Below are 23,972 nucleotides of genomic sequence, written 5' to 3'. Positions count from 1 at the left end.
AGGTATTAACTACTCTTCATTTTTATTTTTATAAAATTTATGGAGGGTGATTTCCGATAGAAAGAGGTAGATATGTTTACTACCAAGCAGCAAGAAAAAAGTAATTTAACGTTAGATTCGTTAAATGAAATTCCACTGATATCGATTATGGAACATGCGTTAATTCCTTGGGGAATTAAAGATACGAACTCTCGATTTGTCTATATGAATCAAGCTGCCATCAATTTTTGTAATATCCCTAAAGGGTTTGATTTTGAGGGGCGCTTAGATGAAGAATTACCTGTTGCTTGGCATGAATTAGCGCCTGAATTAAAAGCGCATGACAGGAAAGCCGAATTAAGTAAAGAGGGGGCGGAAGTTATTGAAACCTCCTATTTTGGTCAGAATGAGGTATTAGAGCCTTGGTATTGCGCTAAATTTCCTATTTACAATAGCGAAGGAAAGGTATTAGGTACCACTTTCTACGCGAAAAAATTTAACTTTATTTCTGTTTATGATTTTTTCAGTAACTTAAAACCTTCTGTTATAACACTAACACCTCCTGTATCACCTTTTACTGAAAAAGAGTTAGAAATCATTTTTTACGCGTTACAAAAGCTATCAGCAAAACAAATTGCAAAGAAACTGCTTCTTTCTTATCGAACAATTGAAAACAGGTTATCGGTAATTTATAGCAAAGCGAAAGTATCTGGACTTAACCAGTTAATTGAATACTGTCAATCAACAGGATTAAATAGTTATGTTCCTAAGTCTGTACTCAGAGAAAAGGTTGATTTTTTCTGGTAAAGGTATCCTTGTTTTAGGCTAAGTTAATTGCAAAACATGCACTTGTAACGTGGTATACTGATTATTAGACACTATGACTTATTGGCTTTTGATGAAACTTAAATCACGCTGCCAGCATTCAAAAATCGACTTTACATAAAATGCTCAACAATCTTTTTCTACATAGTTTCATAAACGCACTATATGAATTCTGGTGCGTTTTTTATTTTCGGGAATACAAACAGGATAAATATTATATTTATAATAACCCTTTAATATAGGGATATTTTAATTATAAAAACTATGTTTTAATCAATATTTAACAGTTTCTTAGCAGACAGCAGAGCATTACTTCTTACATAAGTCGCAACTGGAAGACCTGAATTTTTTGCTGCTTTTTTCAAAAGTTCAAACTCACTTGCATTCAATGGAACTTCAAGCACCTTACCGCCAAGTAATACTTTCTTGCCAGTATTCTTATCAATCATATATTTGCCACGTCTTTCATTTGAGGACTCAAACGAATCATCACCATCTACTTTTGCATTATTTATAAATTTATCAATGTTATTATTTTTTTGTTTCACAACTGTTGTGAAATCACCTTTAGCCATTTTTAATATCCTCAAATAGCTCTGTCACGAGTTTCGCACCAATAAATAAACGCTCTATCTTTAAGTTTAATCCAGCATAATATATAAATAGACAGAATCTTATAAATCAAAAGCAACTTATTGTAATTTAATAAAATTTATGTGTTTTAGTAACCTGAAGATTAATCATCGATTTTAAGCCATTTCTAGTATTTTATACGCCTGTGCGAAACTCGTGTCTGTAAAAAGATTTTTGGCATCATTAGCCGCTTTTTTGTCTTCCGTATATTCCAAAACAGAGCATCCAGATTCTTCTGCTTCATCCCAAGCGTTTAAATTTCTCGTGAAACTGTCTAAAGGATTTAAGCCTAGCGGCGACAAAAGTTTCTTAGCGTTTTCTATTCGATATTTTTGATTTGGATGAGTGGGGGCTTGAGTTATAATAGATAAAACTTTCAGTTTGGTGTTTAATGCTTTCGCTGTCTCGACTATTTCAGCCATATCATGCGCAATTCTTAAATCTCTTCTCTTAGGTCGGAAAGGCAAAAGAGCAATATCGCTCGTTGCCAATGAAGATCTCATTGCTTTTGAGTCAGCACCTCCACAATCGACGACTAAATAGTCGAAGCGCTCGCTTAATTGAATTAATGACTCACAAATATTTCTAAACATTTCAACAAAAGGAATCGCATTTAGTTTTGATTCTTGCCTTTCACTTGCCCAGTCAGATGTTGATTTTTGGGGGTCAGCATCAATCAGTAATACAAATTTTTTGTGTTGAACTAAATAGACAGATAAAGACTGAGCTATGCTTGATTTGCCTGTGCCGCCTTTTTCATTGCATACTGTTATTATAGGCATATATCACCATTTTATATATTTATAATATATATATTATATATGGATATTTAATATATTTAAATATGATAATTTTATCATAGGTATCATAAAACACCCCGTAATACGGCTGGTTTTATGAATATAATTATAAAAAAATTAAATTATACATATAATACCCCTATATTATAAGTGTTTAAAACTAATATTTGATAATAAAGTATTGAAGTCTTATGATTGATTTGCCATGAGTCAATTTTTATGATTAAAACTAAAAACGTTTCACCTCGACAAATTGCCAACTTTTTGTGTTGGCTTTTTTCTTTCTGAAATCCAAAAACCAAAAAATTCACCAAAAGCATTGTGAGCGACGATAATTTTTTAGCTGTACGAATACGTTTTTATCGAGAAAAGCGCTTAGAATGGATTACAGGAGCTTTTAGAGGGTATTCTGACTCTTCTTTCTGTCTTCCTTTAGCACTTCGATGAAGACTTGCTCAAATTCGTCATTTTTGGGAAGGTCTTGTTTCAGGATATATTTGCTGACGAAGAACTCTGGTTCTATACCGAGTCGTCTTGATGCTTCAAATCCGCGTTTGACCTAATCTAGGGGTAAAATGTGTTCGTGGGCTAATTTTTCAGCTCAATGCCAGTCAAACTGTTTGATTTCGTCTTCACGTAGAATGCGAATTGACTTTGCATCGTAGGTCATGAATTACTTAACTGCCTCTTTGAGTCTTTGACCCGCTTTAAAACTCGGTACGTTTGCTGCAGCAATTTTAAGTGTCTCGCCCGTTTTTGGATTGCGTTCATCTCTGGCTGATCTTTGCTTAACCTGAAAGTTGCCAAAGCCAATGAGTTGTACGTCATTACCGGATTTCAAAACCTCTGTCACGGTTTCTGTGAAAGCATTAACCGCCTTCTTGTGTCTTTCTTGCTTAAGCCTGATTTTTCTGATGAGTTCTGTTTTGTTCATGGTGTGCCTTTTCAAATTAAAAATTTTGGATTAATTTTAGGTCTTTTTCAGAGAAACTAATATCTTTGTTTTGCTCAGATTTGGCAACGGATATTTTTGTATTTTTGCCTTCTCTCATCGCCAATTCTCGCTTCTTCTCTTCGTGCCAATTTTGCTTGCAATACTTTGAGCATTCTACAGCCCTACGTAAATCTGGCATTGTTAGACGCAATGTAGGGTCGTATTTCTTCAAATCCTTCTCGTACTGATAGAGAATTTCAGCATTTTTCTTCATCCACTCGCCCTCATCGTGAGAACCAGATTTAACATGTGGACGCTTGGCTAGTCTTTGACGAATTGGTTTTGTTTTGAATAGATCATCTTTTTCAAGAAGATAAGTAATTTCAATGTCTGTTATTGATCTTCCTGTTTTGATAGTACGCCAATTTAAGGAAATGTCCGTAAGTGACTGGATTTGTTCGAAAGCAGGTATTAATGTGAATTTTTTTATATTATTGAATTCTTTTGATAGATTTGGAAAAATCTTACGTATTTGCAAAATTGATAATTTCAGCATATGAACTTCTAACTTTTTAGATTTTTTTAATTCAATATTTTTAGCTTTTTTTATTTCACTTAACATTATTAGATATAATCTAAATGCTATTGGATTTGTTAAATTTTGGATTGATTCTATAGAACATATTGTAAAATTACCTTTTAACTCAAAAAGGTATGGTTCTATACTTTTAGTAAATCTTAAAACTATTTTACTACAATCTTCCTGTCTTTCATAAAAACTTCCTCCGTCTATCCAGTTAGAAAAATTAATTGTTCTCATATTGTTTTTATCTACCCTAAAAAACTCTATTTGTTTTTTCGATAGACTAATTAATGCTTCTCTCATAGTGACCCAAACCTTTTGTTCGTTAGTACTGAACATTTTAATAAATTCTTTTGGGTACAATGTGATATTACCTGGATTTTCTGTTTTTGAGTCTACTTTAGATAAAGCTAATACAAGTAGACGCATTTCATTACGGTTAAGTTTATAGCTAGCATTAATCAAATCGTTACTTTGTACTAAGTTGTAACTTGGATTTCTATCTAGAGTTGCACTCATTTCTTAATCCTTTTGATGTAAAAATAATTATTCCTGGCTGTTTTTATTTATCTTTTCTTTTAACTTTGTTAGTTAATTATTTCTTTATAAACATGAGATTACATGAAATAAGCCGTAGCAAAAAGTCGTTATGGCCGTAGCAAAAAGTCGTTATGGCCGTAGCAAAAAGTCGTTATGGCCGTAGCGTTTTTCTGTGGATAAAAGTGAAGTTTAGAAAATCATCAATTTAAATAAATTCTTATACATCAGCTATTTATTTTCATTAATGTGGGATCTTCATCATTAAATAAACTGTGCCATTTTATTATTACTTAATAATAGCCGTAGCAAAAAGTCGTTTAATTTTTTTTTGATAGTGAATCTTCTAACATATTAGTTGCTTCCATAACTGCATCAATTAATCTATATTTTTCATATCCTTGTGATTTTTTAATCATTCTTATTTTATCTATTCTTTCTTTCACTTCTCTTGGAATTCTTATAGATACATAATCATCATAGACGATTTTTTTTGACATAATTTTCTCCTTTAACGGCAATAATAGTATTAATTAGACAAAAAACGCAACAAAAAATTGACTTTCTTTTTTGTTGCGTTAATATAAATTCAATCTTTTTCATTTTTAAATATAGTCGCTCTATGTAAGTGCTGTAACACCTACACAGAGCTAACCCAAACCCTAAGATACCTAGGAGTCGGACTATGAAAGATAGTACCTTCCATGTGCGCGTAATTGAAGCGCAAAATCAAATAATCGAGTTATTCGCTCGAACCTCACGCAACTTAACCCTTCGTCAGCGTGCCCGAATTCTGAATAGAGTCGGAGGTGCAGCATGAAATCCGAGATGAAATTATTCGCAAGATTATCCAATCGTGAAAACGAGGTGCTTCACTGGGTGAGTGCTGGTAAAACCTATTGGGAAATCTCTGTTATTTTCGAGAGACCTAGCTCCCTGTAACTTCCGGTTATCTTCCGCTTCCTCGCCCGTTCGCTCGCGTTGCTCGGTCACTTGGCTTTGGCGAGCGGTGAACGTTTTAATTTTAAGGATTTTTTGGATTGTTTTTTTGATTCTGTTTTCTGACTTTCGCTTGCTAGCAACGAACAGCGGCGACGAGGAAGTGGAAATTAATCTGTGGCTATGGAGTTGTCTGAAACTGCTTATTGAAAGATTTAAGATAAGAATAGCGGGTTTAGTGTTTTCAAGGCTTAAAGCCAATATTAATACCGCTAAACGGTATTTAAAATGATTGTGATGGGTATTTACATTACCGTTAAGCAGTATTTTGCAAATTAAAAGCTACCCTTAATACTTAAAAAAAGTATTTACAAATTTCTGTTTTATTACTATGATACTTATAAATCGGTATTTAATGGAGAGTTTAATGGCTTCAACGTATATAGATCATCTAACTGGAGAGATTTTAACAGAACCTGAATTTGTTAAGGTTTATATACGTGATCTCTGTCGTATTAAAGGGATAAATGCCACTCAATATAAAATTTTCAACTTCATGTTATTAAACATGAACTATGAAAATGTTGTTGCTTACGGTTCGAAAACTAAAGCTGCTTTTTTGAAGGCAAACGATCTTAAGTTACAAACTTTCAATAATAATATTAATTTTTTGATTTCTGCTGGCTTAATAGAACGAATTAGCCGAGGTGAATTTAGAGTAAACAAGAAATATGCTGTGAAAGTTGATTGGACAAGAGTTCAGTCGATTGAATGGACATCAGTTTACAGCAGAAATGGTATATTAGATAAAGTAAAAATTAACCAAGAATAATTTTTGCGCTGACTGAACGGGAGGCAACCCGAACAGCCAGCTGACCATAAACCTACCGTAGATAGGAGTAAGGCTATGAAAAAGTCTACCTTCCGTGTGCTTGTCTGTGAAGCACAGAATCAAATTGTTAAATTATCACATTCCATGAGAACGGCGAAGACTGGCAAAACTCGTTTTTGCCACGAGTTTCGCACCAATAAAAAAACGCTCTATTTTTAAGTTTAATTCAGCATAATATGTAAATAGATAAAACCTTATAAATTAAATATAAATTATTGTAAATTAAGTGAATTTATGCATTTCAGTAACTTGCAGATTAATCATTACTTTTAAGCCATTTCTAGAATTTTATAGGCCTGTGCGAAACTCGTGTTTGCTAGACAGAGGCGTTGACCAAGCCTTAGCGCGGTAGTGGTATTTTGTTGTTGCTGAGTTGTCTGGTAGTTCCTAAGTAAGAGTAAGAATAGAGTGAGACTTTATCTGTAATAATATTATTTTCTATATTTATTAATATATTGCGTTAATTTTAGTTAAATGTTTTGTATTCATTTTTGATAACAAGAAATGTTTATATTGGAATGTTTGTTATCAAATTTGATAACACAGTATTTTTGATATCATTTTTTTGGAACATATGATTTATTTAGGTGATAACAAATGTTAGAGTTAACCGAATAAACGTTATCATGAGTATTGAACATGAATGTTAAGGAATTGAATTTGGAAGAATGGCATTTAGTGCACAAGACAACAGGTGAGTGCATGAGTATAGACATCCTTAAAACTCAGGATGGGGGTTCTTTTAACAAAGTCTTCCTTAATGAATTAGCTTCAATGATTGGTTGTACAGGTAACGGAAGTGAGAAAGTTTTGGGATGGATTTTAAAAAATAAGAATAATCAAAATGAAATACATGGAACTCAAAGAGAGATAGCTAAAGAAGGGTCTGTTGGCGTTGCTACAGTTGCAAGAGTTTTTAAAGCATTAAAAGACAATGGTTACTTAAAACAGAAGCGATCAGGAACCTACCTTTTAAACCCTAGCGTTATTCATTATGGAGGAGTAGGAAATCGTTTAACTATATTACGAGTCTGGAATAACTTAATTTAAAAATAGCCGGTACTTGATGGGATCTTCACTCCCAACAAGCACCTGATCCAACCACCTAACTCTAGTAGGAGTCGGACTATGCGAAATAGTACGCATATTGGGCGCATAATGAAAGCGTGCGGCATATCAATCGAGCAGCTTTTGAGCTTTGCTCGCACATCAAAACATCTTACACCCCGTCAGCGTGAGTACCTTCTGAGTATCGGAGGTGCAGCATGAAATCCGAGATGATTAAATTCTTTTTGAGTAGTGGTGTTCCTTCTGCTTTCGTTGATAACGAAGGTAAGGTATCTACCAACATCAAAATGACAGATTTACTCTATTTGCTGATTCATTTGCCTGAAATGGGAACTCTGATAGAGAGAGTACAAACCGAAAAATCGCCATTCTCTTTGATGTGTAATTTGCCTGCTGATTTCAAGAAATCACCTACCGTTTGGCAATTTCATTTTCTACCACTTTTTTGTAGTGAAAATGGCTACCTGGGCACTTTCTTCCATGCTCACGAGTTCCTGTTTTTGTCTCCTTTGGAATATGTGGAAGGCATGCAGCCTTATGCGGGCACTACAGAAAAACCTAGCAAGCTGTTCACTGCTAAAGAGTGGGAAGTGTTGTTTTTCACGATGTACCGCTTAAGCAGCAAGGATATTGCTAGACGTTTAAATATTTTACCTTCAACGGTTGAAACGCACTTGAAGGCTATCTACGGGAAAACCAATTTGCATTCAGCTTGTCAGCTAAGGGCATTTGGCAAATCTGAAGGTTTTGACCACTATATTCCTGTGAATTTGCTTCCACGTTCATGTGTTAACTCCTGTCAACCTGTCGGAGGTGCTGCATGAACTCAGATTTGAAATTGTTTAGAAGATTAACCAAGCGTGAAAACGAGGTGCTTCACTGGATGAGTGCGGGCAAAACCTATTGGGAAATTTCCGTAATATTGGGGATTAAAGAAAGCACTGTGAAATTCCACATGGAAAATGTGGTAAGAAAGCTGGATGTATGCAACGCAAAGCAGGCGATAATCGCCAGTATTAAGTTGGAATCCAGCAAAAGCGTTGGAGGTGCAGCATGAAATATACCTACACCCTCAACGGATTTAGGCAAACCTTTCAGGGTCGCCCTGATGTGCGTTTCACCTGTTGTCACTGTGGCAAACTCTCATTAGCCCTCGTCAGTTTCTTTTGGCGTGCAAGACTGGATAACCGCCCCTGTGTTTTTCCTGAAGAGGCATGTATCGAGTTTGTTGAAAAAATTAACCGCAAACAATTCAAGCTGCTTTTTTACAAACCCTCAACGATGAAAGCGTGTTCCAGTGCTTGCTGTCACTGCTTTGATGAGCAGCGAGAACAGGCATTACCCAAAGCCAGAGGCAGCATTTTACGGAGATTGGAACAACAGGCGAATAACCGCATAGAGGGGGCGAAATAATGAAATACTTCAAGGCAACCATCATCACAACCGTTGACCACGAGAAGGGCAAGACAACAAATTTCATCTATCTTGCGTCTGAGACAAAAATTGCCGTTAAAAAAAAGGCTTCTGGGCATATATTTAAAACTGACGGCGCAAATTGCTGTTTTTACAAATCGCCGCGATTGGAAGAAATCAGTGTTGATGAATATCTCGCTCATACCGAAAAACAGACGGATATTACCGAAGAACAGGAAATAGACCAGTTCTGCGCTTTGCTAACGATTTTTGGTGTTCAGGAAGAATACGACGAAGGCGAGATTCGAGACGCGGATGATTTGCTAGCCAATCCGTCAGAAGAGCCTGAGATTTTTGAGAAATATACTGAATTACGTGACGCGGTAACCTCAAAAATTGAGGAAACATACAAAACCATCTCTTTAAGCGAAATCAAGGGAATAGCGATTCAAATTTTTGATTGTGGAAAAGATAATCAGTTATTAACGCAATCAACAGAGTTATCCACTGAATCTGTCGTTATCCCTGTGGAAAACGTGAGAGAAGTCGAAAAAAGCGTGACGAATGTCGCACTTGAAGAATTGGTTAATAATTGCACAGAAAAAAAGGGCTAATGGGCTCAGTCATCAAAAACATTGACAATAACTCTATCTTCCACGAGTTTCGCACAAAACTAATTTGGGTACGCTAATAAAACACGGATTTGCTCAGTAATAGCACTTTTGATTACGTCCCAATTTTGTTGATAAAAGGTTATTTTTTCAGATATACGACGTTTATGTTGTTCAAACCACGCAGAAATAGCGAGAAAAATATGATTTCTTTGCGCTCGGCTCGTGCGAGCCTGACAGCGTTCAATACCACAGTTTTGTTTAACTTCTCGATGATAAACTTCAACAGACCAACGGGCATCCATGATAGATTTGAGGTATTGACGGGTGGGATTCTCTTTGTTTGTTACTATGTAATCAATACGGCCGTTTTTGGCTGTAAATTTGAAAACGGTTACCCAACCATATCCTCGCAAGTGTATTGACGTTCCTTCTTCTGAGATGTTTAACTTGTTCAGTTGTTTGTTATGGTTAACAATCCTATTTTTCCTCAGCGTGGTTACCCAGATCCAACCATGAGAGCGAATTGATTTCAGGTTATCCAGGCTAGAATACCAAGCATCCATCACTACCGCTTTTGGCATGATCCCTCTTTTTTTAGCAAGAGTGAGCATTTCGGAAAAGTGCGTGTTTTTTGTTTTTCCATCAGAATCTTTATCATAAATAAGATAATTGATAGGAATTGATTCAACCTTCGTCAGATCATGCCAAAGCAAATTAACTAAACCTATGCCAGCAATAACCTCATGTTCATTACCTGAATATTGATAATGGACCATCTCTATTTTTTTACTACGTGTTTTGGCAATCAATGTATCATCGGCAATTAGTACGCAAGGGCTTTTTTTGTCTATAGAAGGTTCAACTAATCGCCATAGGTCTTTAGGTCTAAAACATCTACTTTTTAGCCATCGGCTAACAGTGTCATGAGATAAAGGCGATGGGCTTACTTCTGATAACGCTAAACCAGAGTATCTTAAACTGCTTACTTGTAAGAATGTTTTATAGATATCTTTAATACATGGATAACCCGACAAAATATGAACACCCTGATTTTTTCTTGTTTTTAAATTTATACTTCTTTTTTGGAGATTGCGAAACTCGTGATCTATAGCGACAAAGCACCCCACAACAAGCAAGTCAATGTGGGGCATTTTTCCTACGGTGATTGCGTGGGGGCAGCAACGGCGAAAGATGAAACCTTCAAACGAGGCGATAAAGTCTATGTAGTCGCGACAGGTGACGATGTTGGCAAGGTAACCAAAACCGCAACAGGCAATATTGATTTGGGGTATTGGGTCGAAAATGTCAGCTCAGGCAGTCAGTGCGTGGCAATAACGCTTGGCTTCATCCAAAAGGTAGGAGAATAACAGATGGCAATTGAACAAGCCTATTTTGAAACGGTATTGCAAGAAGCACTCACCGAACGCGACACGCAATTGTAGGAAAAACAGCTGCCTGAAATCAATATTGGTGAGGCAATCCCAATTACCGAAGGACTGGATTTTGCCGATGAATACGTGGAATACGGTATTACCGAGGTGTTGGGTTCTGTCAAAGACGGCATTATTGGCAACAAAACCAACTCGTTAGTCACTATCGACAGCACCATTGAGATGTACTAGGCGCCTGTTTGCCAGTGGGCAAAAGCCGTTGTCTGGACACAGCAAGAGCTTGAGAAAATCAACAAAATCAATATTAATCTGCAAAGCAAAAAACAGGATGATTTGTATGCGAATGCCTTGTCTACACTGCAATATGCAGGTTACTTGGGACATAACAAGGTTAAAGGACAAGAAGGATTGCTGACAGGCAGCAAAATTCAGGTGATGCAAGAAGCATCGGGTAAGTCGCTGAAAGACATGAGCGCCAATGAGTTTATCAAACTGGTATTGGATGCTTACAACAAGGCGTGGGCAAACTCAGATTATCGGGTGCAACCAACGCACATCGCGATGGATGCCGCTGATTTCATGCTGGCGATGCAAAAGTTTGATAGCCAAAGCCCGATTGTGGGTACTGACCTTCTTCCTGTTTCTGCGATGGACAGGATCATCGCTGCGTTGAGGAAGGCCTCAGGTAATGACAGCTTTACGATTACCTTTGTGAAAGTTCCAGCAGGATATGCCAAAGAAATAACCAAAGGAAAAACCCGTCTGGCGATTTATACCTATGACGAAGAGTATGTGGAGATGAAAGTGCATATGCCAGAATTATTAGCGGTTCGCCAGCGGGATTTACTGACCTACGAATGTGGTTTGGGGGTGCGATGTGGAAACAACCACTATCTGCCGTTTACGCCGATTACAAAACTGCCCCAAAGTCATAGACGGCGGTTTCCCAAGCGGAACAACCCTACCGTCTGATAATCACTTTCCGCAATCACCATCATGAGGGCATGACCCTCATTTTCATTTGAATTTTGGAGTCAACGATGAGCTACACAAAAACAAATTGGGAAAATTCACCGTCAACCAAAATCCCGTTAAATGCGGAGAATATGAACAATATTGAAACGGGAGTATCTGCCCTTCACGAAGCACTGGACGCCGGAACGCTTAAGGGCGAAAAAGGCGATACGGGGGTTGGTATTAAGAAAATCACCTCTGGTAAAGAAGGCAATATCGTGACGTTGACGATTGAGTTAACTGATGGCACAACACAAACCCCTTCGTTTGAAGTATAATTAAGCGGATTTTATCCGCTTTTTTTTTGGGGGCATCATGCAAGAAATTGAAGACTGGAAAAAGAAATTCCGTGACCGTTTTGGTGAGCAAACCTTTACTGCCGATGACAGCAAATTGCTGCTCTATTTAACCGATGCAGAAAATCGGATGGACAAAAAAGTGTGGGGCGTGATGTATGAGCAAGGTTTGATGTACCTCACTGCCCATCTGCTTTTTTTGGCAGGCTTTCATGAAAACAGCCCAACCAAGGATTCTCATTCAGCTGATCCGAATGCGCTGTTTGGTAGTCAAAGTGTAGGCGATGTCAGTGTCAGTGCGAATTTTTCAGGAACCGAGAAAGACTGGTTTAAAACCTCCGCCTTTGGTGAGCAATATTTGGCGTTGGAAAGTCGAATTAACAATTACGCCTTGGCAATCGGGATGAACTGGTAATGTTGAAATCAAAATTGCTGGAAAAAGCCAAAAAACAGTTTGAGGAACTTAACAAACTGAAGGTGGAAGTGGGCGTATTGGAAAATACCCGACCTTACAAAGACTCAGATATCAGTGTGGTGGAAGTAGCTACAATCCACGAATTTGGCACGGAGAAAATCCAGCCACGCTCATTTTTGCGCGTACCCATTCGTGATCACCAAAAAGAAATTATTGAAAAAGCGGTAAAAGAAAAATACCGCTTATTCATTTCAGGTGAAATTAGCGCAAAAGAGTTTATGGCTTATATCGGCGAAGAGGCGGTCACTTGGTCAAAAGAGGCGTTTGATACACAAGGTTTTGGGGCGTGGCCTAAATACAAGCAAAGTACACTTGAGAAAAAATACTATGAAGGGTATTTGATAACCCGCGAGAAAATCGGAAAGGCGGTTAAATATACCAATAATGACGCCGCTAAATTATTGAGAGTTTCGGGTAATTTAGCAAACTCGATAACCTATCAGGTGGTGAAAAAATGAGACTGCCCAATATGGCAAGAACCATCCGCCGATTTTCGCAACCGTTAACCTTCATCACGGAAGTGATCACCACGAAAGATTTTAAACCGGATTTTGCGATAACACGAAAATCGATTGATGGGGTGATTAGTAGTCTTTCCGATGAGGCAATTAACAAGGATAGTCTGGACTGGTCACTGGCGTATTTCACGGTGCATGTACAACCGCAATATGCGGATTTGCTCGGTGTTTACTTGGATTACAAGGGGAAAATATTCAAATCAATTAACCGCAAAGACTATAGCGACTATGGCTATGTACGCTATGTCTTTGAGGAAGTGAAAGATAGTGAGTTAACAACCAGGTTGATAAAATCAAATTAGAATGTTCTCAGCAGCAACCTTAGCCAAAAAACCAGATCTACTACCGTATTCAGGATGAGAAGCAACATATTGATCAATACGGTGAATTAGTAAAGATGGCAAAGTCACGTTAATTTTTTCTGTTTTACCCATCAGTCTAGTAACGTCAACATCAACGACTGCCCAAATCACATTTTTATATTCAGCGTCAGATAAATATTTATCAATGCTGTTAGCTATAGGTAATGATTCTTTTTCTTGAAGTAATAATTCAAGATGTGCCTCAATTGCTTCTTTTGCACTTTCTACCGCGTCACTCAACGTTTCTCCACCAGAGAAGCAACCTTGAATATCAGGGACTCTTACCCCGAACGATGAGTTGGCCTTATCAATAGCGATAGGATATAACATATAATCTCCTCGCTGAGCTTATAGCCCAGCTTGTTTTTTAATACTTTTGAATGTTGGTAGCGGAATATCTTTTTGAGGATGTTTTATTGTTACCAGCCCCTTTTTAGTTGCGTGTCTAAATTGGTGATGGCTACCTTTCACTCTAACCAAATACCACCCATCTTCTTCAATTTCTTCAATCAATATTATTGCATTTCTGCTATCCACAACCTCCACCTTAGTGACTCTATTATGTTGGGGTTATTATAACCCTTAGTGTTGTTTAATGTCAATTCTTAGGGTTATTGTGGTTATTTTTTTGCGAGGAGATATGTCAGTTAATCAATTTAATTTACACCACAAAAACTACCAACCACCGATCCAAAGGCTGGCAATGGTGATTCGAGATACGCTAGAGGTTGCGGAAAACACAATATTTATCGGACGTTCAAATCTGGCGAATCAGGATTTTAATGCGCCTGTTATCGGCATTGAGCAATCTGGCAACAGTGAAGTGAAAGGCTTTAGCGAAACATACCGCCGAAACGTTGAGGTGATGGAATACAGCCAGCACGAGAAAATCCTCTTTGACGTGAATGTCTGGGGAAAGCAAGCATTGCAACGGGCGCAAATTCTCTTGCGGTTGCTTAGAACACAAAAAGGCTTTGAGCAGCAGTGGAAGCACACGATTAGCTTATCTGCGCCAACGGGCGTGCGTGATTTGCACTTTACGACAGGTAGCCAGTATCGAGAGCGCGTGATGTTTTCGATTAACACCTATGTATCGGATTATATCAACGTCTCAACACCGTCAATCAACCATCTTACTTTCCAACTTTCCAACGAAAAAGGTTCACAGCATGAGCAATAATCTTGGCATCGACATTGAAAATGTTGTCAATGTGCAGCTACTCAAAGAGCAGCGAGGCGCAAATTACGACAATATCAACCACGTCATCATGATGACCAGTGAAACGGGCACGATTTTTGACGGCAAAACGATTTATGCCACCTACAAAAATATCGCAGGGGTCAAAGCCGATTTTGGCATTACCTCGAAAACCTACCAGATGGCCACTGCTTTTTTTGGCACGTCCCCCAATCCGATAGGCTCCGGAGGCAATCTGATTATCGGGCATTACCGGAAAACCGATTTAACGCTGCCCGCGGTGGAATTTGACACGCTGACAGGCTCAGAAATTGACAGCAACGCGCTACTTAAAACGCTGCGTCAAATTGAAGACGGCAGTATGAAGCTCGGCAAATTGACACTTGAAAATCTCAACTTTGGTGACGCGGTCACTTTCAATGATGTGATTAATCCCCTCAATCGGGCGTTGCCAGACGGCTACCCATCTGCTGAAAATCAGCCCGACAACAACAATCTGCCTACCAACGGAAAATCTACCTTTGTATACCTTGATAAGCGTTTGATGGTGTCAGAAAAAGGGTTAGCCAACGCTAGCCCAACTGGGACAGGGACGTTTGTGGGTAATCTGCTAGGACTGGGTGATAGCGCTACCTTAACCAAAGCGACACCGCCTCAAACTTTGCCATCACAATCTCCCGATGAGGCAATCGCCAATGTGGTAGCTGCGTCTTCGGGTTGTGGGTATTGTTTTATTGATGAGTTGACCAATGACCAGATTTTAAAACTGGCGAGCTACAGTCAAGCCAACAAGATACTAGGCTATCAGGTGGTTTCTCATTCGGATAATCTCACGACAAAAGGCTTGGCGTGGCAAGTGAGCAAGAAAGGGCAAGAATATTTCCGGCTGCTTTTTTCAAAGCGCAATCAGAAAGCCTTGGCGGTTTCCTACATGGCAAGAGTGCATGTGGTCGATTTCAGCGCTGAAAATAGTGCGATGACGATTCACTTAAAAGAACTCGCCTGTGAGCCAGAAAGCTATAGCCAAACCGAGGTAGACAGTGCGTCATCCGTGGGTATCGATATTTACACGTTAATCAAAGACCGTCCGGTGGTGATGTGCTCAAATACCAACGAATTTGTCGATAATGTTTATAACCTGAAAGCCTATGTCAATCAGGTACAGGTCGATACCTTTAATTTAATGAAAGCGACTGCAACCAAAATTCCGCAGACTGGAAAAGGGGTGGACTTACTGGTTGATTGCATCAATCAGGTGGCAGCGAGATTTGTGCGAGCTAGCGTTTTTGCTGCCGGAAAATGGACATCACCCGATACCTTCGGCGATGTAGAGCAGTTTAAGCGGTCAATTGAGAGCAAAGGGTATTTCACTTATGCCAATTTATTGGCAGAACAATCACAGGTTGATCGCATAAACCGCAAATCACCCGCTATCCAACAAGCCGTAAAAAATGCAGGGGCATTTCATCGGGCAGATATTATCATCAACTTTAATTACTAGAGGCGAAACATGGCGCAAATTTCCTATGATGTGGATGCAACAACCGTCATTCTAGGCGGTCGAATCTTAAGTGATTTCGTCGCGGGAACCACCGTGCAAATCACTTTCCCCAATCCCGATACCAGCCGTTTTAACGGCTCCGGTGGTTCCGTCAGTGTGGCAAAGCGCACGGATGCCAAAGTTTCCGAGCTTGAGTTTCATGTTTTAAGGGGAAGTGCCGATGATGTCTGGTTATCCTCGCTACAAGGCAGTGGTGAAGTGACGTTGCTCAATGCTTCGGTGAGCACGTTGTACAAGATCGACGGTAAAGCCAAAACAGAAACCTTTACGTTTACAGGCGGGAGTATCACAGACCAGCCACAATTTACCTTTGCCAATACTGACCACAATGCTGAAATGACCTACAAACTGCAATTTCGGGATTTCACTCGTTCTATTTAACGAGAAAAAATCATGACAGAACAAGGATTAGGCAGCCTTACGGGGCTATCGCAAGATGATATTGTCGATATCACCAAAAACAAAACGTTTAAGGTGCAAGGTAACGAATTTCAGATTGGCAATTTCAATCATCATTTACGGTTGAAAGCGCTGGAAATTGTCGAGGACTTGATGTATAAGAAATTAATACCAGAAAAGGTTACTAATTAACCTATGCCCTGATGAACCCATTTTTATTTTTTCTAAGTTTTGCCAGAATTATTTTTGAAGGTTGAGATAAAAAACAGAATAAAGGGTTAAGGAACGATTAATTATTAATCAGTTTTGAACAAAAGATAGATCTACCCTATAGTGAGTTTTTATTGCCACCGCAAACGTGCCAATTCATCGTGACGAGCCATAAGCTCTTTAAGCTTCAATCCAAAATTCATTCCTGCGAAGAGTAATTCTTTCCCGCATAAGAGACAAGCCAGTGGATCGACTTTAAAGACATGTCGATACATGTTTCGAAAGGTGATTTTTTTAGCGGATTTTTTATCCTCACGAGTTTCGCACAGGCATATAAAGTTCTAGAAATGGCTTAAAAGCAATGGTTAATCTGCAAGTTACTAAAACACATAAATTTTATTAAATTACAATAATTTGTATTTAATTTATAAGGTTTTGTCTATTTATATATCATGCTGAATTAAACTTAAAAATAGCGCGTTTTTTTATTGGTGCGAAACTCGTGATCCTGCTGGATTAACGGATAAACAACCTCTGTTAACATTTTTCGCATTGGGGCTGATGGACTTAAAAAACCGTAATAGCGGATTATGTGAAACCATTTTTGAGGTACATGAGACTCAAACCGGGTAATCAATTCGTCGGATGTTATGACCTCTTCTTCCTGTTTTTTTGTGCGGTGACTCTTATAGCGTAACGTGATGTTATCTTCACCGGCATAATGTTTTAAACGACTAAGCGAGACAGGGGCTTTCTTTAGATAAAATCTGAGATAAAGGGTGACATGGGTGATATTGGAAAGGATATTAGAGAGATTGATATTCCAGCCACGTTTGTAGTGAGTGTTAAGTAGGCGATTCCAAGAAAATTTGCTTCGCCCTTCACATTTAAGCTCATCAGGAATCGTCAGGGTGTAATAATGTTTTCTCAACGATTCGGTTATCCGATGTCGCCACATAGTCATGACGTTTTCGCGATAAAAGCTCATATCTCGCCAGGTGTTATTTTTAGTGACCCCGCCGGCTGTGGTTGAAAGATGAATATGTGGATGCCATTTTTGGTCACGTCCCCAAGTGTGGATGGCAGTGAAAATGCCGGGGGTGATATTGAGATCACGGCAGATAGTTAATACCACATCAGCGGCTAATCGATTCATTTCACCGAGCAGCCACCGATTGGCGCGAATAACAGGCCAATATTCACCAGGCATGGTAAAAGTAATGTGTTGCCAAGGGACTTTAGGTAACCAGGCCAGCGTATTGTTAATCCATTGTAGGCAAGCTTTTACGCCGCAATGAGGGCAGCTTCGGCTTTTGCAGGTAAATTTAACCCGCTTCTCATGATTACATTCAGGGTCAGGGCATCGCCAAATTGACCATCCCATAAGCGAAGTGCCGCAAGCCATAATCTTTACCATGGTTTGCATCACAACTGGGCGAACGGTATTAGGCGGTTGACGGTTAAGCCAATTGAGCCAGCGTTGACCAAATTGAAAAACATGACTAAAACGCGGTGACATAAAAGGGACTAAAAGGTTGAGAAAATAGAGTTGAGGTTATATCAGTACTAATGAGCAATGACAAGTCGTCGTCGGAGGCGACCATCTTGAAATCAGAAACCAGTTTAATAATGACAAAAAACGGTGATTTTTCAGTGCGGGTTTTCTCTAATAAAGTCACCATTTCAGGCGCATTTTTATTCAAACCGAGAAAATCTACCATTTTAGTGTTGGCCTTAATTTCTCCCTCACTATCAACAAAACCAGAGGGTACAGCGCTACTAAAAAAGAATTTAATCATCTCGGAATTCATACCGCACCCCCAACTCTATTCAGAATTCGAGCACGCTGACGAAGGGTTAAATTGCGTCAGGTTCGAGCGTATAACTCGATTATTTCATTCGGTGCTTCACAGACGAGCACGCGGAAGGTAGACTTTTTCATTAGCCTTACTCCTACTAGAACTAGGTTTTAGGTTAGGTACTTGAAGGGAGTCGGATCCCTACAAGTACCGTTAGATTTTATTTAATAATCATCCCAATTATATCCAGAAGCCTCAGCAGTTTTTTTATCGTAAAAACGACCTTTTATCTGCTTTAATTCTTCTTTTTTATCCAATTTTTCATGTTTATTTTCAATATTATTTTTAGCCCCTAATTTTTCTGTTTTAGATTTTTTATTACTACCTGTGATAAAACCCGCATCTTTAAAGTGCTGTTTCTGCTCATTGTACTCATAGGATATGCGAACCATATATGCTTTACGTTTTTGACGCTCAATAATTTCTATATCTATTTTTGAAAACTCTGTGGTTTCAATTATTTTTTTTACAGCCCTTTTAAAAAATAAATCTGTAAATCTTTTAAATGAATTATATGTTTTTGTATCATTTATCATTAATTGATATTTTAATTCTTCTACAGAAATATCTTTGAAAGCTGACATACCAGCACTAATCCATTCCCGTAATAAAATATATAGCTTATTTGCATTACTATCAGGTAATCTCAATCCACTAAGTAAAAATTGACTTGTAAAATTGTTTTTTAAATTGCTAACGTAAGGTGCAACTATTGGATCTAATTTTACTTCAATATATCCGGCACCATCTGAATAAAAACCATAATTAGCTAATGTAAATAATAGCATTCCATCTTTTGGTCTTTTTTTCATTTCATCAGAAGACAAAAGCTCTGATTGAGGAATCCTCATCAAATGGGTTCTTATTTCTTCAACTCCTTCTTTTAGTTGTTTATAAGCAACTGATGTATCAATACCACACAATTGTGCATAGTCTTTCGCTGTAATTCTATAAATTTTATTTTCATCAAATAGAATAACTCCATCATCATCCCTATTTTGCTGAACAATAGTTAAGTACAAAATTCGTCTAGCTGATAAACCCATCGATATCAGCGAAGCTCTTGCATCGTTTCTATGATAAATTTTTTTCTTTTTTGACATTAAAATTATCTTTTTAAAATTCACATACTAACTTCTTTATATTGTTAACCAATATTCAAAGAATAGCACGCAACTTTAAAGGTATCAAATATTTTTTTGATGCCTTTTTAATTTCCGCGGCATATCCTATGTCTTTTTGTGTTTTTATATAAAAAACAATAACTTAATATAATGTCAACTAACCGCACTAATGGTACTAATAAAATAAAAAAACTAAGCATCTCAAGTAAATTAATATGTACTACTGAGTGACCGTATTTCTCTTTTGCAATTGTGATATTCCGCTTCCTCGTCTGCTCACTCGCTACGCTCGGTCACAGACTTGCGTCGAGCGGTGGGATTTTAATTAAAAAGATTTTTTTGAGTTAATTAACGCTGAAACATTGCACTATTTAGACTCTACAACTAGCATGACTAGAATTAACTTATCCATTAATTCAAGCACAACATGAACAAAACCGAACTCATTAATCAAATCGCTGAAAAAGCCGATTTAACCAAAAAAGATTCAGAGAAGGCACTGAACGCTTTCATCCAAACTGTAAGTGAAACCTCAAAATCAGGCGATGATATACAACTCGTTGGCTTTGGCAGTTTTTAAGTTAAGCCAAGAGCAGCAAGGGAAGGACGCAATCCACAAACAGGTAAGGTTATACAGATTGCTGCTACCAACGTCCCAAGTTTTAAGGCGGTTAAAAGTTTGAAAGAAGCGGTCAATCAGAATTTCAGGCAAAAATATAGCCAACTGGATAAGCTGGCTAAACGTCGAGGTAAAACATTTTTAGTTATCTATAAATTTAGACACTCAGTAGTATGAGCAAATCCATAATACGCCTATTCATCCAATTATCAACAAACCCGCTTCAATACCTCATCTTCGACAATTAACATCATCATCGCTGTTATATCGCCCCAATGGGCTTTGCCGGGATGCTACGCATGGGTTTCGTGCAATAACCAAACTCTCACCGCTTCGCGGGCTTCGGCGATTTAACTATTGACATATTCTGTCACTATTGAGTATCGCCTTACATGCCTAACGGCATCAAAAACCACTATAAGCGATTCCATGCCCCGCAAAATTATTGGCAATACGTTTGAGTTAAATTACGAAAACGCCGTACAGAGCGTTACAGGGTGCTTAAAATCGATTTACGAACAAGAGATTAACTGCAATATCAAAAAAATTCGCAGATTTCTCTAAAATTCCCTGTAATCAATTTTTCGGGTACTTTCAGATAGAAAAATCCGATTTCACCCCAAAAATTGCAGTGATCGCCCCGCACGCCTGCCCGCTAAACATGTCGTTTTTTATGCAGTTGCACAATGCCGTTCAAAGTATGCCAGTACTGGCCTTTTAGGTGGGTAAAAACTTGTGCAAATTTGTGCACTTTTATGCAAATCCATGCACTTATTTCTCAATAAAAAAATAAGTTTAGGTTTTCAAAAAAACACCCCGTGTGGTTAACGAAGTGCTTTGATGGATTAAAGGATTAATGTCATGTAATGAAAAGATTGCTCATTCAATATAGCGTATTCGTTTGTTATCATGCAATTTGCTTTGCAAACAGTGAAAATATCGGATGACTAAAAAATTTACCCCAACGCCACACGATAGTATATTCAAGCAGTTTTTAAGTGAGAAAGAGACGGCAAAAGACTTCTTCGATATCTGGCTACCGGATGAGATTAAAGCCCTGTGTGACTTGGATAGCCTTAAAGTAGAATCTGGCTCATTTATCGATAGTGAGATGAAAAATTACCAGTGTGATATTCTCTATTCAGTCAGTACAACGAAGGGAAGTGGATATATCTATGTTCTCATAGAGCACCAGTCCACACCTGATAAACTCATTGCGTGGCGATTGATGCGCTATAGCTTTGCTGCTATGCAGAAACATCTAGAGGACGGAAACAAGCAATTACCCTTAGTGTTTCCCATCCTGTTTTATTGCGGTGAGCAAAGCCATCACCCCTATAGCACTAATTGGTTGGATTGCTTTGAAGACAAGGAACTAGCAAAGCGTATCTACACCAATCCTTTTAAGTTAGCCGATGTCACCACCTTAGATGATGGTGAGATTATGCAACACAAGCGAATGGCGTTATTGGAATTATTACAAAAACACATTCGAAGACGCGATATGACAGAATTACTGGATAGTATTGTTAAACTGTTGTCGTATAATTATTATACTGATAATCAGGTTATCACGATGTTTAACTATCTCATCCAAGAAGGTAACACCAAAAAGCCAATGGAATTTATCACTGAGATAGCAAAACAATCAGAAAAACACGAGGGAGCATTTATGACTATTGCTCAACAGATTGAAGAAATTGGAATCAAGAAAGGTATGCAACAAGGGAAACTTGAGGGCGAAAAACAGGCTACTTTAAAATTAGCTAAACAATTTCTTGCAAATGGCGTTAATCTTGAGGTTGTTAAACTTTCCACTGGTTTGTCTGATGAAGAGTTAAAAACTTTAGATAAAGATTAAACGCTGACGGAACGCAAGAAATTAAGCCTCAATCGCCCAAGAAAGGCTTCACCAAAAGAACAAACCTCAAGCACTGCTGTTTACGGTAAAAAGGTCTGGGTCAATGCTACGCCCAAAAAACAGGCAAAAAAGCCTAATCCTCCCAAAGTAGCAAAACAGCAACCCAAGAAATCGGTTGTTAAACCTAAACAGATAGTGAAGGTTAAAATCCCTAAACCCCCAACCCCACCTAAAAAGCGATTGCCGTTAGCAGAAGCCATCTTACAGATAACCACATTTTGGCCTTATCTTTTCCCTGATGGCAAGTTGTGCCCAATGAAAATTGGTATACAACAGGATATGTGGCAAGAAGTGAAAGAAAAGAGCTTACCAATAGCCAGAAGGCGTTTAAGAGCCTGCTTAGGCAGTATTGGTCATCACGCTGATTATCGCGGACTCATTCAGTCACGAGTTTCGCACAAAACTAATTTGGGTACGCTAATAAAACACGGATTTGCTCAGTAATAGCACTTTTGATTACGTCCCAATTTTGTTGATAAAGGGTTATTTTTTCAGATATACGACGTTTATGTTGTTCAAACCACGCAGAAATAGCGAGAAAAATATGATTTCTTTGCGCTCGGCTCGTGCGAGCCTGACAGCGTTCAATACCACAGTTTTGTTTAACTTCTCGATGATAAACTTCAACAGACCAACAGGCATCCATGATAGATTTGAGGTATTGACGGGTGGGATTCTCTTTGTTTATTACTATGTAATCAATACGGCCGTTTTTGGCTGTAAATTTGAAAACGGTTACCCAACCATATCCTCGCAAGTGTATTGACGTTCCTTCTTCTGAGATGTCTAACTTGTTCAGTTGTTTGTTATGGTTAACAATCCTATTTTTCCTCAGCGTGGTTACCCAGATCCAACCATGAGAGCGAATTGATTTCAGGTTATCCAGGCTAGAATACCAAGCATCCATCACTACGGCTTCTGGCATGATCCCTTTTTTTTTAGCAAGAGTGAGCATTTCGGAAAAGTGCGTGTTTTTTGTTTTTCCATCAGAATCTTTGTCATAAATAAGATAATTGATAGGAATTGATTCAACCTTCGTCAGATCATGCCAAAGCAAATTAACTAAACCTATGCCAGCAATAACCTCATGTTCATTACCTGAATATTGATAATGGACCATCACTATTTTTTTACTACGTGTTTTGGCAATCAATGTATCATCGGCAATTAGTACGCAAGGGCTTTTTTTGTCTATAGAAGGTTCAACTAATCGCCATAGGTCTTTAGGTCTAAAACATCTACTTTTTAGCCATCGGCTAACAGTGTCATGAGATAAAGGCGATGGGCTTACTTCTGATAACGCTAAACCAGAGTATCTTAAACTGCTTACTTGTAAGAATGTTTTATAGATATCTTTAATACATGGATAACCCGACAAAATATGAACACCCTGATTTTTTCTTGTTTTTAAATTTATACTCCTTTTTTGGAGATTGCGAAACTCGTGGTAATGTGTTGCCAAGGGACTTTAGGTAACCAGGCCAGCGTATTGTTAATCCATTGTAGGCAAGCTTTTACGCCGCAATGAGGGCAGCTTCGGCTTTTGCAGGTAAATTTAACCCGCTTCTCATGATTACATTCAGGGTCAGGGCATCGCCAAATTGACCATCCCATAAGCGAAGTGCCGCAAGCCATAATCTTTATCATGGTTTGCATCACAACTGGGCGAACGGTATTAGGCGGTTGACGGTTAAGCCAATTGAGCCAGCGTTGACCAAATTGAAAAACATGACTAAAACGCGGTGACATAAAAGGGACTAAAAGGTTGAGAAAATAGAGTTGAGGTTATATCAGTACTAACGAGCAAT

General features: G+C 38.3%; 33 protein-coding genes and 2 pseudogenes. 22 read left to right on the top strand and 13 right to left on the bottom strand.

The window, feature by feature from the left end; genetic code table 11:
• The first annotated feature begins 72 nt into the window (after nt 1–72).
• The gene (locus V3224_RS21515; RefSeq protein ID WP_334472606.1) at nt 73–786 is read left to right on the top strand and encodes a helix-turn-helix transcriptional regulator; all 714 of its coding nucleotides are present in this window, start codon (nt 73–75) and stop codon (nt 784–786) included.
• Between the two features lie 287 nt (nt 787–1,073).
• Here the strand turns inward: V3224_RS21515 and V3224_RS21510 are convergent, their stop codons facing one another.
• The 5 genes from V3224_RS21510 to V3224_RS21490 form a co-directional block, all read right to left on the bottom strand.
• A complete protein-coding gene (locus tag V3224_RS21510; RefSeq protein ID WP_334472605.1) occupies nt 1,074–1,379 on the bottom strand; it encodes a hypothetical protein in 306 nt (101 codons plus the stop codon).
• A gap of 174 nt (nt 1,380–1,553) precedes the next feature.
• Entirely contained in the window at nt 1,554–2,219 is a 666-nt protein-coding gene (locus V3224_RS21505; protein WP_334472604.1) for an AAA family ATPase, read from the bottom strand.
• A 691-nt stretch (nt 2,220–2,910) separates the two neighbouring features.
• Entirely contained in the window at nt 2,911–3,171 is a 261-nt protein-coding gene (locus V3224_RS21500; protein ID WP_334472603.1) for an HU family DNA-binding protein, read from the bottom strand.
• Between the two features lie 16 nt (nt 3,172–3,187).
• Nucleotides 3,188–4,273, bottom strand: a complete 1,086-nt coding sequence (locus tag V3224_RS21495; RefSeq protein ID WP_334472601.1) for a replication initiation protein — start codon at nt 4,271–4,273, stop codon at nt 3,188–3,190.
• Between the two features lie 338 nt (nt 4,274–4,611).
• Nucleotides 4,612–4,791, bottom strand: coding sequence for a hypothetical protein (locus tag V3224_RS21490; RefSeq protein ID WP_334472598.1), 180 nt, complete (start codon nt 4,789–4,791; stop codon nt 4,612–4,614).
• A gap of 316 nt (nt 4,792–5,107) precedes the next feature.
• Between V3224_RS21490 and V3224_RS30250 the strand changes: the two genes are divergently transcribed.
• The 8 genes from V3224_RS30250 (at nt 5,108) to V3224_RS21450 (ending at nt 9,217) form a co-directional block, all read left to right on the top strand.
• A complete protein-coding gene (locus V3224_RS30250) occupies nt 5,108–5,233 on the top strand; it encodes a LuxR C-terminal-related transcriptional regulator (RefSeq protein WP_442890833.1) in 126 nt (41 codons plus the stop codon).
• Nucleotides 5,234–5,657: 424 nt separating this feature from the next.
• A complete protein-coding gene (locus V3224_RS21480) occupies nt 5,658–6,062 on the top strand; it encodes a replication/maintenance protein RepL (protein ID WP_334472595.1) in 405 nt (134 codons plus the stop codon).
• A 75-nt stretch (nt 6,063–6,137) separates the two neighbouring features.
• Nucleotides 6,138–6,281, top strand: a complete 144-nt coding sequence (locus V3224_RS21475) for a hypothetical protein (protein ID WP_334472594.1) — start codon at nt 6,138–6,140, stop codon at nt 6,279–6,281.
• A gap of 480 nt (nt 6,282–6,761) precedes the next feature.
• Nucleotides 6,762–7,172 (top strand): replication/maintenance protein RepL, encoded by a 411-nt coding sequence (locus V3224_RS21470; RefSeq protein ID WP_334472592.1) that lies wholly within the window; start codon nt 6,762–6,764, stop codon nt 7,170–7,172.
• 215 nt (nt 7,173–7,387) lie between these two features.
• Complete coding sequence (locus V3224_RS21465) at nt 7,388–8,014, top strand: helix-turn-helix transcriptional regulator (protein WP_334472590.1); 627 nt, start codon at nt 7,388–7,390, stop codon at nt 8,012–8,014.
• Nucleotides 8,011–8,247 carry a helix-turn-helix domain-containing protein gene (locus tag V3224_RS21460; protein WP_442890830.1) on the top strand — a complete coding sequence of 79 codons (237 nt, stop codon included), beginning with the start codon at nt 8,011–8,013 and terminating at the stop codon, nt 8,245–8,247. Before V3224_RS21465 ends, V3224_RS21460 begins: the two co-directional genes overlap by 4 nt.
• Nucleotides 8,244–8,603, top strand: a complete 360-nt coding sequence (locus V3224_RS21455) for a hypothetical protein (RefSeq protein WP_334472589.1) — start codon at nt 8,244–8,246, stop codon at nt 8,601–8,603. Before V3224_RS21460 ends, V3224_RS21455 begins: the two co-directional genes overlap by 4 nt.
• Nucleotides 8,603–9,217: a hypothetical protein gene (locus V3224_RS21450; RefSeq protein WP_334472587.1), complete on the top strand. Its 615-nt coding sequence runs from the start codon at nt 8,603–8,605 to the stop codon at nt 9,215–9,217. Before V3224_RS21455 ends, V3224_RS21450 begins: the two co-directional genes overlap by 1 nt.
• A gap of 59 nt (nt 9,218–9,276) precedes the next feature.
• Here V3224_RS21450 and V3224_RS21445 read toward each other — a convergent pair whose 3' ends face one another.
• Nucleotides 9,277–10,251: an IS701 family transposase gene (locus V3224_RS21445; protein WP_334472585.1), complete on the bottom strand. Its 975-nt coding sequence runs from the start codon at nt 10,249–10,251 to the stop codon at nt 9,277–9,279.
• A 66-nt stretch (nt 10,252–10,317) separates the two neighbouring features.
• Here V3224_RS21445 and V3224_RS21440 point away from each other — a divergent pair, with 66 nt between their 5' ends.
• The 6 genes from V3224_RS21440 to V3224_RS21415 all read left to right on the top strand — a co-directional run bounded on the left by V3224_RS21440 (nt 10,318) and on the right by V3224_RS21415 (nt 13,213).
• Nucleotides 10,318–10,584 carry a gp53 minor capsid family protein gene (locus tag V3224_RS21440; RefSeq protein WP_334472584.1) on the top strand — a complete coding sequence of 89 codons (267 nt, stop codon included), beginning with the start codon at nt 10,318–10,320 and terminating at the stop codon, nt 10,582–10,584.
• Nucleotides 10,585–10,896: 312 nt separating this feature from the next.
• A complete protein-coding gene (locus V3224_RS21435) occupies nt 10,897–11,580 on the top strand; it encodes a major capsid family protein (protein WP_334472772.1) in 684 nt (227 codons plus the stop codon).
• Between the two features lie 68 nt (nt 11,581–11,648).
• Nucleotides 11,649–11,900 (top strand): hypothetical protein, encoded by a 252-nt coding sequence (locus V3224_RS21430; RefSeq protein ID WP_334472582.1) that lies wholly within the window; start codon nt 11,649–11,651, stop codon nt 11,898–11,900.
• Nucleotides 11,901–11,937: 37 nt separating this feature from the next.
• Nucleotides 11,938–12,333: a DUF4054 domain-containing protein gene (locus tag V3224_RS21425; protein ID WP_334472580.1), complete on the top strand. Its 396-nt coding sequence runs from the start codon at nt 11,938–11,940 to the stop codon at nt 12,331–12,333.
• On the top strand, nt 12,333–12,851 hold the full coding sequence (locus tag V3224_RS21420; RefSeq protein WP_334472578.1) for a hypothetical protein: 519 nt from the start codon (nt 12,333–12,335) through the stop codon (nt 12,849–12,851). The genes V3224_RS21425 and V3224_RS21420 overlap by 1 nt, the downstream gene beginning before the upstream one ends.
• Nucleotides 12,848–13,213 (top strand): hypothetical protein, encoded by a 366-nt coding sequence (locus V3224_RS21415; protein ID WP_334472577.1) that lies wholly within the window; start codon nt 12,848–12,850, stop codon nt 13,211–13,213. Before V3224_RS21420 ends, V3224_RS21415 begins: the two co-directional genes overlap by 4 nt.
• Here V3224_RS21415 and V3224_RS21410 read toward each other — a convergent pair.
• Both V3224_RS21410 and V3224_RS21405 read right to left on the bottom strand, forming a co-directional pair.
• Nucleotides 13,205–13,603: a type II toxin-antitoxin system HicB family antitoxin gene (locus V3224_RS21410; protein WP_334472576.1), complete on the bottom strand. Its 399-nt coding sequence runs from the start codon at nt 13,601–13,603 to the stop codon at nt 13,205–13,207. The genes V3224_RS21415 and V3224_RS21410 overlap by 9 nt on opposite strands.
• 18 nt (nt 13,604–13,621) lie before the next feature.
• The gene (locus V3224_RS21405; protein ID WP_334472575.1) at nt 13,622–13,810 is read right to left on the bottom strand and encodes a type II toxin-antitoxin system HicA family toxin; all 189 of its coding nucleotides are present in this window, start codon (nt 13,808–13,810) and stop codon (nt 13,622–13,624) included.
• 103 nt (nt 13,811–13,913) lie between these two features.
• Between V3224_RS21405 and V3224_RS21400 the strand changes: the two genes are divergently transcribed.
• The 4 genes from V3224_RS21400 to V3224_RS21385 are packed head-to-tail and all read left to right on the top strand — an operon-like array spanning nt 13,914 to nt 16,623.
• The gene (locus V3224_RS21400; protein WP_334472574.1) at nt 13,914–14,453 is read left to right on the top strand and encodes a phage neck terminator protein; all 540 of its coding nucleotides are present in this window, start codon (nt 13,914–13,916) and stop codon (nt 14,451–14,453) included.
• Entirely contained in the window at nt 14,443–15,972 is a 1,530-nt protein-coding gene (locus tag V3224_RS21395; RefSeq protein WP_334472573.1) for a DUF3383 family protein, read from the top strand. Before V3224_RS21400 ends, V3224_RS21395 begins: the two co-directional genes overlap by 11 nt.
• Before the next feature lie 9 nt (nt 15,973–15,981).
• Entirely contained in the window at nt 15,982–16,413 is a 432-nt protein-coding gene (locus V3224_RS21390) for a hypothetical protein (protein ID WP_334472522.1), read from the top strand.
• A gap of 12 nt (nt 16,414–16,425) precedes the next feature.
• Nucleotides 16,426–16,623 carry a hypothetical protein gene (locus V3224_RS21385; RefSeq protein ID WP_334472572.1) on the top strand — a complete coding sequence of 66 codons (198 nt, stop codon included), beginning with the start codon at nt 16,426–16,428 and terminating at the stop codon, nt 16,621–16,623.
• 484 nt (nt 16,624–17,107) lie between these two features.
• Here V3224_RS21385 and V3224_RS21380 read toward each other — a convergent pair whose 3' ends face one another.
• The 3 genes from V3224_RS21380 to V3224_RS21370 all read right to left on the bottom strand — a co-directional run bounded on the left by V3224_RS21380 (nt 17,108) and on the right by V3224_RS21370 (nt 19,603).
• Nucleotides 17,108–18,160 (bottom strand): IS91 family transposase, encoded by a 1,053-nt coding sequence (locus tag V3224_RS21380; protein ID WP_334472571.1) that lies wholly within the window; start codon nt 18,158–18,160, stop codon nt 17,108–17,110.
• Nucleotides 18,144–18,452: a hypothetical protein gene (locus tag V3224_RS21375; protein WP_334472570.1), complete on the bottom strand. Its 309-nt coding sequence runs from the start codon at nt 18,450–18,452 to the stop codon at nt 18,144–18,146. Before V3224_RS21375 ends, V3224_RS21380 begins: the two co-directional genes overlap by 17 nt.
• Nucleotides 18,453–18,664: 212 nt before the next feature.
• Nucleotides 18,665–19,603 (bottom strand): replication initiation protein, encoded by a 939-nt coding sequence (locus V3224_RS21370; RefSeq protein ID WP_334472568.1) that lies wholly within the window; start codon nt 19,601–19,603, stop codon nt 18,665–18,667.
• A gap of 448 nt (nt 19,604–20,051) precedes the next feature.
• On the opposite strand from V3224_RS21370, the pseudogene V3224_RS21365 reads away from it, so the two are divergent.
• The 3 genes and pseudogenes from V3224_RS21365 to V3224_RS21355 form a co-directional block, all read left to right on the top strand.
• Nucleotides 20,052–20,318, top strand: a pseudogene (locus tag V3224_RS21365) (HU family DNA-binding protein); the annotation flags it as partial.
• A gap of 868 nt (nt 20,319–21,186) precedes the next feature.
• Nucleotides 21,187–22,104, top strand: coding sequence for an Rpn family recombination-promoting nuclease/putative transposase (locus V3224_RS21360; RefSeq protein ID WP_334472566.1), 918 nt, complete (start codon nt 21,187–21,189; stop codon nt 22,102–22,104).
• Between the two features lie 195 nt (nt 22,105–22,299).
• Nucleotides 22,300–22,608, top strand: coding sequence for a ProQ/FINO family protein (locus V3224_RS21355; RefSeq protein WP_334472564.1), 309 nt, complete (start codon nt 22,300–22,302; stop codon nt 22,606–22,608).
• Here V3224_RS21355 and V3224_RS21350 read toward each other — a convergent pair.
• Both V3224_RS21350 and V3224_RS21345 read right to left on the bottom strand, forming a co-directional pair.
• Nucleotides 22,568–23,542, bottom strand: coding sequence for an IS701 family transposase (locus tag V3224_RS21350; protein ID WP_334472562.1), 975 nt, complete (start codon nt 23,540–23,542; stop codon nt 22,568–22,570). The two genes, V3224_RS21355 and V3224_RS21350, sit on opposite strands and share 41 nt — an antisense overlap.
• Before the next feature lie 71 nt (nt 23,543–23,613).
• Nucleotides 23,614–23,913, bottom strand: a pseudogene (locus V3224_RS21345) (transposase zinc-binding domain-containing protein); the annotation flags it as partial.
• Nucleotides 23,914–23,972 lie beyond the last annotated feature (59 nt).

Origin of the sequence: Arsenophonus sp. PmNCSU2021_1 (assembly GCF_036919435.1) — a bacterium.
Taxonomy (GTDB): domain Bacteria; phylum Pseudomonadota; class Gammaproteobacteria; order Enterobacterales; family Enterobacteriaceae; genus Arsenophonus; species Arsenophonus nilaparvatae.
The sequence above is the reverse complement of the archived record's forward strand: the minus strand, read 5'-3'. Positions and strand labels throughout refer to the sequence as shown.

What these genes read in the sequence shown, in the direction of transcription:
- V3224_RS21515 (WP_334472606.1), top strand. Translation starts at nt 73, where the DNA reads ATGTTTACTACCAAGCAGCAAGAAAAAAGTAATTTAACGTTAGATTCG.
- V3224_RS21510 (WP_334472605.1), bottom strand. Translation starts at nt 1,379, where the DNA reads ATGGCTAAAGGTGATTTCACAACAGTTGTGAAACAAAAAAATAATAAC.
- V3224_RS21505 (WP_334472604.1), bottom strand. Translation starts at nt 2,219, where the DNA reads ATGCCTATAATAACAGTATGCAATGAAAAAGGCGGCACAGGCAAATCA.
- V3224_RS21500 (WP_334472603.1), bottom strand. Translation starts at nt 3,171, where the DNA reads ATGAACAAAACAGAACTCATCAGAAAAATCAGGCTTAAGCAAGAAAGA.
- V3224_RS21495 (WP_334472601.1), bottom strand. Translation starts at nt 4,273, where the DNA reads ATGAGTGCAACTCTAGATAGAAATCCAAGTTACAACTTAGTACAAAGT.
- V3224_RS21490 (WP_334472598.1), bottom strand. Translation starts at nt 4,791, where the DNA reads ATGTCAAAAAAAATCGTCTATGATGATTATGTATCTATAAGAATTCCA.
- V3224_RS30250 (WP_442890833.1), top strand. Translation starts at nt 5,108, where the DNA reads ATGAAATCCGAGATGAAATTATTCGCAAGATTATCCAATCGTGAAAAC.
- V3224_RS21480 (WP_334472595.1), top strand. Translation starts at nt 5,658, where the DNA reads ATGGCTTCAACGTATATAGATCATCTAACTGGAGAGATTTTAACAGAA.
- V3224_RS21475 (WP_334472594.1), top strand. Translation starts at nt 6,138, where the DNA reads ATGAAAAAGTCTACCTTCCGTGTGCTTGTCTGTGAAGCACAGAATCAA.
- V3224_RS21470 (WP_334472592.1), top strand. Translation starts at nt 6,762, where the DNA reads ATGAATGTTAAGGAATTGAATTTGGAAGAATGGCATTTAGTGCACAAG.
- V3224_RS21465 (WP_334472590.1), top strand. Translation starts at nt 7,388, where the DNA reads ATGAAATCCGAGATGATTAAATTCTTTTTGAGTAGTGGTGTTCCTTCT.
- V3224_RS21460 (WP_442890830.1), top strand. Translation starts at nt 8,011, where the DNA reads ATGAACTCAGATTTGAAATTGTTTAGAAGATTAACCAAGCGTGAAAAC.
- V3224_RS21455 (WP_334472589.1), top strand. Translation starts at nt 8,244, where the DNA reads ATGAAATATACCTACACCCTCAACGGATTTAGGCAAACCTTTCAGGGT.
- V3224_RS21450 (WP_334472587.1), top strand. Translation starts at nt 8,603, where the DNA reads ATGAAATACTTCAAGGCAACCATCATCACAACCGTTGACCACGAGAAG.
- V3224_RS21430 (WP_334472582.1), top strand. Translation starts at nt 11,649, where the DNA reads ATGAGCTACACAAAAACAAATTGGGAAAATTCACCGTCAACCAAAATC.
- V3224_RS21425 (WP_334472580.1), top strand. Translation starts at nt 11,938, where the DNA reads ATGCAAGAAATTGAAGACTGGAAAAAGAAATTCCGTGACCGTTTTGGT.
- V3224_RS21420 (WP_334472578.1), top strand. Translation starts at nt 12,333, where the DNA reads ATGTTGAAATCAAAATTGCTGGAAAAAGCCAAAAAACAGTTTGAGGAA.
- V3224_RS21415 (WP_334472577.1), top strand. Translation starts at nt 12,848, where the DNA reads ATGAGACTGCCCAATATGGCAAGAACCATCCGCCGATTTTCGCAACCG.
- V3224_RS21410 (WP_334472576.1), bottom strand. Translation starts at nt 13,603, where the DNA reads ATGTTATATCCTATCGCTATTGATAAGGCCAACTCATCGTTCGGGGTA.
- V3224_RS21400 (WP_334472574.1), top strand. Translation starts at nt 13,914, where the DNA reads ATGTCAGTTAATCAATTTAATTTACACCACAAAAACTACCAACCACCG.
- V3224_RS21395 (WP_334472573.1), top strand. Translation starts at nt 14,443, where the DNA reads ATGAGCAATAATCTTGGCATCGACATTGAAAATGTTGTCAATGTGCAG.
- V3224_RS21390 (WP_334472522.1), top strand. Translation starts at nt 15,982, where the DNA reads ATGGCGCAAATTTCCTATGATGTGGATGCAACAACCGTCATTCTAGGC.
- V3224_RS21385 (WP_334472572.1), top strand. Translation starts at nt 16,426, where the DNA reads ATGACAGAACAAGGATTAGGCAGCCTTACGGGGCTATCGCAAGATGAT.
- V3224_RS21380 (WP_334472571.1), bottom strand. Translation starts at nt 18,160, where the DNA reads ATGTCACCGCGTTTTAGTCATGTTTTTCAATTTGGTCAACGCTGGCTC.
- V3224_RS21375 (WP_334472570.1), bottom strand. Translation starts at nt 18,452, where the DNA reads ATGAATTCCGAGATGATTAAATTCTTTTTTAGTAGCGCTGTACCCTCT.
- V3224_RS21370 (WP_334472568.1), bottom strand. Translation starts at nt 19,603, where the DNA reads ATGTCAAAAAAGAAAAAAATTTATCATAGAAACGATGCAAGAGCTTCG.
- V3224_RS21360 (WP_334472566.1), top strand. Translation starts at nt 21,187, where the DNA reads ATGACTAAAAAATTTACCCCAACGCCACACGATAGTATATTCAAGCAG.